Raw genomic sequence first — 9,097 nt, 5'->3', positions numbered from 1 at the left:
GGCCGCGCGCCCTGCTCACCCGTCCCGGGGCGTGGCCGCCGCCGGGGTGGACGGTCGTGGCGTGCGACGTCGGGCAGGGCGACGCGCTCGTCGTGGCCTCCGGGCCCGCCTCGGCGGTCGTGGTCGACGCCGGCCCCGACCCGGCCGCCGTGCGCGGCTGCCTGGACCGCCTCGGCGTCCGGAGCGTCGACCTGCTGGTCCTCACCCACTTCCACGCCGACCACGTCGACGGCCTGGACGGCGTCCTGGCCGGCCGCGCGGTCGCGGCGGCGCTCGTCAGCCCGCTGGCCGAGCCGGCCGGTCCCGCGCGCGAGGCCGCCGACCGGCTCGCGGCGGCCGGGGTGCCGGTGACCGCGGCCCGCGCCGGCCAGAGCGGCACCGCCGGCGGCGTGACCTGGCGGGTGCTGTGGCCCGACCACGACCCCCTGCCGTCGGGGCGGGACGAGGAGGAGGGCTCCGCGGCCAACGACGCCAGCGCCGTCGTGGCGCTCGCGGCCGCGGGGCTCCACGTGCTGGCCCTCGGCGACCTCGAGCCGTCGGCGCAGGCGGGCCTGCGCCACGCCCTCGGCCGTGCGCCGCTGCCGGGGGACGGGGCGCGCCTCGACGTCCTCAAGGTGGCCCACCACGGCTCCGCGCGCCAGGACGCGGCGCTGCACGACCTGCTCGCCCCGCGGGTGGCCACGGTCAGCGCCGGGGCCGACAACGACTACGGGCACCCGGCGCCGCAGGCCCTGGCCCTGGTCGAGCGGGTCGGCGCGACGGTGCTGCGCACCGACGCCCGCGGGGACGTCGCCGTGGGCGGGTCCGGGCCGGGGCTGTGGACGGCCGCGCGGGGCCGGGCGGGCTGAGGCGTCCAACCGTCCGGGGCGTCACCGCCCCGTGGCAGGCTGCGCCCCGTGGCAGCGCGGGGGAGCACCAGGAGCAGCGGGTCGGCGTCGCGGTCGTGGCGCGAGGCCGTGCCGGCCCCGGTCGTGCTCGTCAGCGGCAGCGAGGGCCTGCTGGCCGACCGCGCCGTCGAGCGCGTGCGCGCCCTGGCCCGCGAGCAGCACCCCGAGATCGAGGTCGTGACGATCGAGGCGGGCACCTACGAGGCCGGGCAGCTGGCCCTGTGGACCAGCCCGTCGCTGTTCGGCGAGCCGCGGCTGGTCATCGCCACCGGCGTGGAGGGGGCCAGCGACGCGTTCGTCGCCGACGCCACCGCCGCCCTGGGAGACCTGCAGGACGACGTCCACCTCGTCCTGCGCCACGGCGGCGGGCAGCGCGCGAAGAAGCTGCTGGACGCCGTGCGGGCCCTGCCGGACAGCGTCGTCGTGGAGTGCCCGCCGGCCAAGAACGCGGGGGAGCAGCGGGCCTTCGTCGAGGAGGAGCTGCGCGAGGCCCGCCGGCCCGTCGCCCCCGGCGTCGTCGACGCCCTGCTGCTCGCCATCGGCTCGGACCTGCGGGCCCTGGCCGCCGCCTGCGCCCAGCTGGTCTCCGACGTGCCGGCGAAGGACGCCAGCGGCCGGGCGGTGAAGATCACGGAGGAAGACGTCGAGCGCTACTACGGCGGGCGGGCCGAGGTCACGGGCTTCCGGGTGGCCGACGCCGCGGTCGCCGGGCACCGCGAGGAGGCGCTGCGGCTGCTGCGCCAGGCGCTCGAGGCCGGCGTCGACCCGGTGCCGCTCGTCGCGGCGCTGGCCGCCAAGATGCGCGCGATGGTCAAGGTCGGCGCGGCCGGCCGCGGGCCCGACCACGAGCTGGCGCGCCAGCTCGGCATGGCGCCGTGGCAGGTCAACCGCGCCCGCGCGGAGCTGCGCGGCTGGACCCCGGACGCCCTCGCCGACGGCATCACCGCGCTGGCCGAGGCGGACACCGCGGTCAAGGGCGGCGGCCGCGACCCGGTCTACGCCGTCGAGCGCGCCGTCCTGGCGATCACCACGGCCCGCGCGGCGGGCTGAGGCGCGTTCCCGGCGCCGCTACTGGTGCACCTGCGCGGACAGGGCCATGCTCGCCGTCGTGGACACCGCTGCGGCAGGCCGGACGAACGACCAGCTCCGCTCCCGCCTCGAGCCGGTGGCGCACGTCGGGTACGCGGTCAGCGGGCTGCTGCACCTGCTCATCGGCTACCTCGCGGTGCGGGTCGCCCTGGGCCAGGGCGGCGGCAGCGCCGACCAGAGCGGGGCCCTCGCGCAGATCGCGGGCACGCCGGGCGGCGCCGTCGTGCTGTGGGTGGCCACGGTGGCGCTGGCGGCGCTGGGGCTGTGGCAGCTGACCGACGCGGTCGCCCGCGGGCGCTCGCCCGGCGGGGAGGCGAAGGACGTCGCGAAGGCGGTGGCCAAGGGCGTCGTGTACCTCGTGCTGGCGTTCACGACGCTGTCGTTCGCCCGCGGGGGCGGCTCCTCCAGCGAGCAGCAGACCACCGACCTCACGGCGCAGCTCATGCAGAGCGGGCCGGGCCGCGTGCTCGTCGCCGTCATCGGCCTGGCGCTGCTGGGGGTCGGCGGCTACCACGTCTACAAGGGCCTGAAGGACCGGTTCCTGCGCGACCTCGGTGCCCTGCCGCGCTCGGGCGCGCGGGCCGCGCTGTGGAGCGGCCGGATCGGCTACCCGGCCAAGGGCGTGGCGCTGGGGGTGCTCGGCGTCCTGTTCTGCCTCGCTGCCCTGCGGGCCGACCCGCAGGAGGCCGGAGGCCTCGACAGCGCGATGCGCACCCTGGCGGAGGCGCCGTTCGGCGCGGTCCTGCTCGTGCTCGTGGGCCTCGGCTTCGCCGCGTTCGGCGTCTACAGCTTCTTCCGCGCCCGCTACGGACGGCTCTGAGGCGCGTCGCCCTCCGGCGGCGGGGTCGCGCCCTTCGGCCGCGCCACCAGGTAGGTGCGCCCGTCGGGACCGCGGTGCAGCTCGAAGTCGCCCTGGACGCCGTCCATCCGGTTCGCGGAGCGCTCGCGCGGCTTCCCGGCGTCGCTGACCTCCGCCGGCCCGTAGACGGCCTTGAGCTGGCCCTCCAGCCGGGCCAGCCACGACTGCTTCTCGGCCATGTGCCTCTGCTCCTCGTTCCGGTTGCGTGCAACTCAACTGTACGCGCCCAGGTCGATACCCTGGGGCGGTGACCACCGAGACGAGCGCCACACCCGCAGCGGTGGCCGACGACGACCTCCTCGCGCTCGACCGGCAGGTCTGCTTCGCCCTGGCCGTGGCCTCGCGCACGGTGATCGGGCTCTACCGGCCGGTGCTCGAGCCGCTCGGGCTGACCCACCCGCAGTACCTCGTCATGCTCGCCCTCTGGCAGCACGAGCGCCTGTCGGTCAAGGAGCTCGGGCGGCTGCTCCAGCTCGACTCGGGCACCCTCTCGCCCCTGCTCAAGCGCCTCACCGGCGCCGGTCTCGTCACCAAGCAGCGGTCGGCCGACGACGAGCGGTCGGTCCTGGTGAGCCTCACGCCGCAGGGCCGGGCGCTGCGGGCGCGCGCCGAGGCGGTGCCGGTCGAGGTCGTCCGCCGCCTCGGCATGGACGCCGAGGAGCTGCGCGTGCTGCACGCGACCCTCACGCGGGTCATCGGCGCCGCGACGGCTGCGGGCTGACCTCCCCGCGGCCGCGCCGGCCTGTCCTCACCGGGCCGACCGTCCTACGGTGACCCCGTGGCCCCAGCCCGGGAGGTGGAGGTCCGCCTCCCCTTCGACGGCCGCTGGCTCGTGCAGAACAGCCCGGCCCGGCGGGTGCCGAGCCACGGCGTGGACGTGTTCGCCGAGCGCTACGCCATCGACTTCGTCGCGGTCGACGAGCGCCGCCGCACGGCCGCCGTCCGCGACTGGCGGACCCTGCTGAGCACCGAGCCGCCGGAGCGCTTCACGGGCTTCGGCCGCGCGGTCCTCGCCCCCTGCGCGGGCACCGTCGCCGAGGTGCACGACGGCGAGGCCGACCACGAGGGGCGGCGCTCGCAGCTGGCGCTGCTGCCCTACGCCCTGGGCCAGGCCGGTCGGCTGCGCCAGGGGCTGGACGCCGTCGCGGGCAACCGCGTGACGATCGCCCTGCCCGGGGGCGGGGCCTTCGTGGCGCTGGCGCACCTGCAGCGCGGGTCCGTCGAGGTCGTCGTCGGCCAGGGCCTGGTCGAGGGCCAGCAGGTCGCGCGCTGCGGGAACTCGGGGAACTCGACCCAGCCGCACCTGCACGTGCAGGCGATGGACGGCGCGGACGCCCGGCTCGCGCAGGGCCTGCCGCTGGTCTTCCGGCGCTTCCTGGAGCAGCCGCGGGGGCGGTGGGAGGCGCAGGTCAGGGAGCGGGGGGTCCCCGGCGAGGCGGCGGTCGTCGAGCCGCTGCCGGGGCGCTGACCTCCGCGACCGGCGCGCGGGCGCCCGCCGACGACGACGGACCCCCGCCGCCCAGCAGGGCGACGGGGGTCCGTCAGAGGGGTGCGGGCGCGATCAGGCCTGCGTGGCCTTCGCGGCGGCCTGGGCCAGCGCGGACTTGCGGTTCGCGGCCTGGTTCTTGTGGATGACGCCCTTGGAGACGGCCTTGTCCAGCTTGCGCGTCGCGGTGCGCAGCGCGGTCTGCGCGGCGTCGGCGTCACCGGCGGCGACGGCGGTGCGCACCGAGCGCACGACCGTGCGCAGCTCGGCCTTGACGGCCTTGTTGCGCAGGCGCGCCTTCTCGTTGGTCGCGATGCGCTTGATCTGGGACTTGATGTTGGCCACGAGGAACTCTCTGTCGCAGGGTCAGTGGTGGAGCTGGTGCTCAGGTCTGGGGTGGGCGCCCGTGGAGGCGGTGCGCTCACGCGACCGCCCATGCTACCAGCGCCCGCCCAGGGGCACCGACCCGCCGAGTTCCACCGTCGTCACCCCCCTGTAACGCGCGGGTCGGTACCGTCCGCTCATGACGGACCTGTTCGAGGGTTACGCCCAGGCGGCGGGCGCCAGCGGCGCCTGGGACGAGATGTTCACCGCCGACGGCGTCGTGCGGCCCGCCAGCGCGAGCGTGCACGCCGCGCTGACCAGCACCGCCATCCGCGACCTGCGCGGGCGGGCGGAGGCGCTGGCCAGCGCCTACGTCGACAAGGGCGTCACCTTCGGCGTCGGCGGGGAGGAGCGCCCGTTCCCCCTGGACGTCGTCCCGCGCGTCGTCCCGGCGCAGGAGTGGGACGCGGTCGAGGCCGGCGTCGCCCAGCGCGTGCGGGCGCTGGAGGCCTTCCTCGCCGACGTCAACGGCCCCGGCCGCGCCATCGAGGACGGCGTCATCCCGCGCCGCGTGATCACCTCCTCCGCGCACTTCCACCGCGTCGCGGCGGGGATCGAGCCGCCCAACGGCGTCCGGGTGCACGTGGCCGGGATCGACCTGGTCCGCGACGAGCGGGGCGTCTTCCGGGTGCTCGAGGACAACGTCCGGGTCCCCTCGGGCGTCAGCTACGTCCTGACCAACCGGGGCGCGATGTCCAACGCGATGCCCGAGGCGTTCGCCGACCAGCGCATCCGCCCGGTCTCCGCCTACCCGCGGCGGCTGCTGGCCGCCCTGCGCGCCGCCGCCCCGGTCGGCATCGACGACCCGACCGTCGTCGTCCTGACCCCCGGCGTCTTCAACAGCGCCTACTTCGAGCACGCCCTGCTCGCCCGCAGCATGGGCATCGAGCTGGTCGAGGGCCGCGACCTGGTGTGCCGTGGCGGCCGGCTGCACATGCGCACGACCGCGGGTCTGCGCCCGGTGCACGTGGTCTACCGCCGCGTCGACGACGAGTTCCTCGACCCGGTGCACTTCCGCGCCGACTCCCTGCTCGGCGTCCCGGGGCTGCTCAACGCCGCCCGCGCCGGCAACGTGACGATCGCCAACGCGGTCGGCAACGGCGTCGCCGACGACAAGCTCGTCTACACCTACGTGCCCGACCTCGTGCGCTACTACCTGGGCGAGGAGCCGGCGATCGACAACGTGCGCACCTGGCGCCTGGAGGAGCGGGAGGCGCGCGAGGAGGTCCTCGACCGGCTCGAGGAGCTCGTCGTCAAGCCCGTCGACGGCTCCGGCGGCAAGGGCATCATCATCGGCCCCGCCGCCGACCGCGCCGAGCTGGACGCCGCCCGCGCGCGCATCCGCGCCGACCCGCGCGGCTGGATCGCGCAGCCCGTGGTGCAGCTGTCGACGGTGCCGACCCTGGTGGGCGACCGCGTCTCGCCCCGGCACGTGGACCTGCGCCCGTTCGCCGTCAACGACGGCTCGCGGGTGTGGGTGCTGCCCGGGGGGCTGACCCGGGTGGCGCTGCCGGCCGGGGAGCTCATCGTCAACAGCAGCCAGGGCGGCGGCTCCAAGGACACCTGGGTGCTGGCCCACCAGGGCGCGGAGGACACCGGCGCGCCGGCCTCGCGGCCCGGGGAGGTCGTGCACCTGGACGCCAGCCCGCCGGACGCCGGGCCCGGCCTGGTCGCCGTGGCCGACCAGGAGCAGCAGCAGCAGCAGGTCGTCGACCTGCGCGAGAGCGCGCCGGCCCGCGTGCCGGTCCGCGTGCCGGCGGCCGCGGGGCTGGCGGGGCGCGTGCCGCAGGTGTTCCACCGGCCGCCGGTCGACGAGCCGGACGAGGACATGCAGCGCCGCCACGGGCAGGGCCTGCTGGCCGCGAGGGTGGAGGGCACGTGCTGAGCCGCATCGCCGAGGCGCTGTTCTGGATCGGCCGCTACGTCGAGCGCGCCGAGGACACCGCGCGCCTGCTCGACGTCCAGCTGCAGCTGCTCGTGGAGGACCCCTGGACCTCCGAGCAGACCGCCTGCGAGTCGCTGCTGACCGTGATGGGCGCGCCCGTGGACGGCGCCCGCTGCGACCGCGGCACGGTGCTCGAGGTGCTGGCCTACGACGCGGCGTCCACGCCCTCGATCGTCTCCTCGATCGGCGGGGCGCGCGAGAACGCCCGCCGCGCCCGCGAGACGGTCTCCACGGAGATGTGGGAGGTGCTCAACACCGCCTACAACTCCGTGCCCTCGGGGCGCTGGCGCGCGGCGAGCCCCCACGACTTCTTCTCCTGGGTCCGCGACCGCACGGCCACCGTCACCGGCATCGCCGACTCCACGATGAGCCGCGACGACGGCTGGCTGTTCATGGTGCTCGGCCGCAGCATCGAGCGCGCCGACATGACCGCCCGCCTGGTCACCTCCACGGCGGTGCGCGGCGGGCCCACCCGCTGGCCGACCCTGCTGCGCGCCTGCGGGGCCCACGAGGCGTTCCTGCGCACCTACCGCGGGCTGGAGGCGGACACCGAGGCCGCGGAGTTCCTCCTGCTCGACCGGCTCTTCCCGCGCTCGGTGGTGCACGCGCTCGCCCAGGCCGAGAAGTGCCTGGCCGAGCTGGAGTCCAGCGGCCAGCGGGCCGGCGTCTTCGACGAGGCCCAGCGCCGCCTCGGCCGCGCGCGGGCCGAGCTGGAGTACCGCCCCCTCGCCGACGTCATGGCGCACCTGCCGGAGGAGATGGAGCGCGTGCAGCGCACCTGCACCGCGGCCTCGGACGCCGTCACGCGCCGCTACTTCGCCAGCACCGACGCCCTGACCTGGATGGGAGGCACCGCATGACCTCGCGCCTGCGGATCCAGCACCAGACCGGCTACCGGTACGACTCCTCGGTGCCGTCCTCGTACAACGAGGTGCGGGTGACGCCGATGACCACGCCCGAGCAGACCGCCCTGCGCACCCGGCTGGAGGTGCGGCCCGGCCCGTGGCAGCACGTCTACCACGACTACTGGGGCTCGCAGGTGACCGCGTTCGAGGTCCACGAGCCGCACACCGAGCTGCACGTCGTGGCCACCTCCACCGTCGAGGTGGACCGGCCTCAGGTCGACCCGCCCGGCGGCGGCTGGGACCTCCTGCGCGAGCCCAGGGTGCTCGACGACCTGGTCGAGCACCTGTCGCTGGCGCCCGCCACGCGGCCGCCCGCGGACCTCGCCGAGCGGGCCCGCGAGATCGCCGCCGCCGCGCCCGGCCCGGACGCCGCGGCGCTGGAGGTGTGCCGGCTGCTGCACCGCGAGGTCGAGTACGTCACCGGCTCCACCGACGTCTCCACCCGCGCCGCCGACGCGTGGACGGCGCGCCGCGGGGTCTGTCAGGACCTCGCCCACCTCGCCCTCGGGGCGCTGCGCTCCCTGGGCATCCCGGCGCGCTACGTCTCCGGGTACCTGCACCCCGACCCCGACGCGCCGGTCGGCGTCACGGTGACGGGGGAGTCGCACGCGTGGGTGGAGTGGTGGACCGGCGACTGGTACGGCTACGACCCCACGAACGACCTGCTGCCCGGTGACCGCCACGTGATCGTCGCCCGCGGGCGCGACTACGGCGACGTGCCGCCGCTGAAGGGCATCTACGCGGGCCAGGCGGCGTCGACGATGCACGTCAAGGTGGACATCACCCGCCTCGCCTGAGGCCGGGCGGGAGCTGCGCCTCAGCGGCGGGGGGACAGGCGCACGGACGGGTCGGCGCACCAGGCCAGCACCGAGGGCCAGTCGCCGTAGCCCGCGTCGAGGTCCAGGTGCCCGCCGCCGGGGACGAGGTCGACCTCGACGCCGGCCAGGGCCAGCGGGCGCAGGACGCCGTCCGCGACGCCGGCGGGGGAGTAGGGGTCGTCGTCGCCGGCGACCACCCGGGTGCTGCCCGCCGCAGCGGCGAGCGCCCCGGCGTCCACCGCGGGGGCGGCGAACGCCGCGACCTCCGCGATGCCGGCCAGCACGTCCAGCGCCGGCGGGGAGACGAGCAGCACCCGGTCGACCGGCGCCCCCACGCCCCCGGAGCGCCCCGCGGCGTGCAGCCACAGCAGGCAGCCGAGGCTGTGCGCGAGGACGACGCGCTCGCCGCCGGCGTCGGCCGACCGCGCGAGGCCGGCGTCCAGCGCCTCGAGCCAGCCCGGCAGCGAGGGGGCGTCGGGGTCGGGCAGCTGCGGGTGGTCGACGCGGTGGCCGCGCTCGCGCAGCCGCGCGGCCAGCCAGGACTGCCAGTGCCCGGCCGGGCGGCGGTTCTGCCAGCCGTGCAGGAGGAGGAAGGAGCTCACGACCGCACTCTGCGCCACAGCGCGGTTCCCCGGGCCCTCGGAACCGCACTTCCCCGCAGGAGTGCGGGACGTGGGGGCGACCTCGCGCGGAGCGACCGGACGCCGCGGCGCCCGTGGGACGA

Annotated in this window: 11 protein-coding genes; 8 read left to right on the top strand and 3 right to left on the bottom strand. The window is 76.8% G+C overall.

The genetic code is table 11. The annotated features are described in order from the left end of the window. The 3 genes from AC5FZL_RS04505 to AC5FZL_RS04495 form a co-directional block, all read left to right on the top strand. Positions 1-848: ComEC/Rec2 family competence protein (locus AC5FZL_RS04505; protein ID WP_493617367.1), on the top strand; the 848-nt coding region annotated here is incomplete at its 5' end. Between the two features lie 48 nt (positions 849-896). Then, positions 897-1,937 carry a DNA polymerase III subunit delta gene (gene holA / locus AC5FZL_RS04500; protein WP_493617366.1) on the top strand — a complete coding sequence of 347 codons (1,041 nt, stop codon included), beginning with the start codon at positions 897-899 and terminating at the stop codon, positions 1,935-1,937. A gap of 58 nt (positions 1,938-1,995) precedes the next feature. Continuing rightward, the gene (locus AC5FZL_RS04495) at positions 1,996-2,796 is read left to right on the top strand and encodes a DUF1206 domain-containing protein (protein WP_493617365.1); all 801 of its coding nucleotides are present in this window, start codon (positions 1,996-1,998) and stop codon (positions 2,794-2,796) included. On the opposite strand, the gene AC5FZL_RS04490 is transcribed toward AC5FZL_RS04495, so the two are convergent. Beyond that, positions 2,781-3,014 (bottom strand): hypothetical protein, encoded by a 234-nt coding sequence (locus AC5FZL_RS04490; protein WP_493617364.1) that lies wholly within the window; start codon positions 3,012-3,014, stop codon positions 2,781-2,783. The two genes, AC5FZL_RS04495 and AC5FZL_RS04490, sit on opposite strands and share 16 nt — an antisense overlap. Positions 3,015-3,082: 68 nt before the next feature. On the opposite strand from AC5FZL_RS04490, the gene AC5FZL_RS04485 reads away from it, so the two are divergent. Beyond that, complete coding sequence (locus tag AC5FZL_RS04485; protein ID WP_493617363.1) at positions 3,083-3,556, top strand: MarR family winged helix-turn-helix transcriptional regulator; 474 nt, start codon at positions 3,083-3,085, stop codon at positions 3,554-3,556. A 57-nt stretch (positions 3,557-3,613) separates the two neighbouring features. After that, entirely contained in the window at positions 3,614-4,303 is a 690-nt protein-coding gene (locus AC5FZL_RS04480; RefSeq protein ID WP_493617362.1) for a M23 family metallopeptidase, read from the top strand. A gap of 93 nt (positions 4,304-4,396) precedes the next feature. Here AC5FZL_RS04480 and rpsT read toward each other — a convergent pair whose 3' ends face one another. Then, positions 4,397-4,666, bottom strand: a complete 270-nt coding sequence (gene rpsT / locus AC5FZL_RS04475) for a 30S ribosomal protein S20 (protein ID WP_493617361.1) — start codon at positions 4,664-4,666, stop codon at positions 4,397-4,399. Between the two features lie 178 nt (positions 4,667-4,844). On the opposite strand from rpsT, the gene AC5FZL_RS04470 reads away from it, so the two are divergent. The 3 genes from AC5FZL_RS04470 to AC5FZL_RS04460 are packed head-to-tail and all read left to right on the top strand — an operon-like array spanning position 4,845 to position 8,352. Then, positions 4,845-6,590, top strand: coding sequence for a circularly permuted type 2 ATP-grasp protein (locus AC5FZL_RS04470; protein ID WP_493617360.1), 1,746 nt, complete (start codon positions 4,845-4,847; stop codon positions 6,588-6,590). Next, on the top strand, positions 6,584-7,510 hold the full coding sequence (locus AC5FZL_RS04465) for an alpha-E domain-containing protein (RefSeq protein WP_493617359.1): 927 nt from the start codon (positions 6,584-6,586) through the stop codon (positions 7,508-7,510). The genes AC5FZL_RS04470 and AC5FZL_RS04465 overlap by 7 nt, the downstream gene beginning before the upstream one ends. Continuing rightward, complete coding sequence (locus AC5FZL_RS04460) at positions 7,507-8,352, top strand: transglutaminase family protein (protein WP_493617358.1); 846 nt, start codon at positions 7,507-7,509, stop codon at positions 8,350-8,352. Before AC5FZL_RS04465 ends, AC5FZL_RS04460 begins: the two co-directional genes overlap by 4 nt. A gap of 20 nt (positions 8,353-8,372) precedes the next feature. Here the strand turns inward: AC5FZL_RS04460 and AC5FZL_RS04455 are convergent, their stop codons facing one another. Next, positions 8,373-8,975: an RBBP9/YdeN family alpha/beta hydrolase gene (locus tag AC5FZL_RS04455; protein WP_493617357.1), complete on the bottom strand. Its 603-nt coding sequence runs from the start codon at positions 8,973-8,975 to the stop codon at positions 8,373-8,375. Positions 8,976-9,097 lie beyond the last annotated feature (122 nt).

The sequence above is a fragment of the Quadrisphaera sp. DVD1 genome (genome assembly GCF_058932755.1).
This window is presented reverse-complemented; position numbering and strand designations above follow the sequence as displayed.

What these genes read in the sequence shown, in the direction of transcription:
- AC5FZL_RS04460 (WP_493617358.1), top strand. Translation starts at nt 7,507, where the DNA reads ATGACCTCGCGCCTGCGGATCCAGCACCAGACCGGCTACCGGTACGAC.
- AC5FZL_RS04490 (WP_493617364.1), bottom strand. Translation starts at nt 3,014, where the DNA reads ATGGCCGAGAAGCAGTCGTGGCTGGCCCGGCTGGAGGGCCAGCTCAAG.
- AC5FZL_RS04470 (WP_493617360.1), top strand. Translation starts at nt 4,845, where the DNA reads ATGACGGACCTGTTCGAGGGTTACGCCCAGGCGGCGGGCGCCAGCGGC.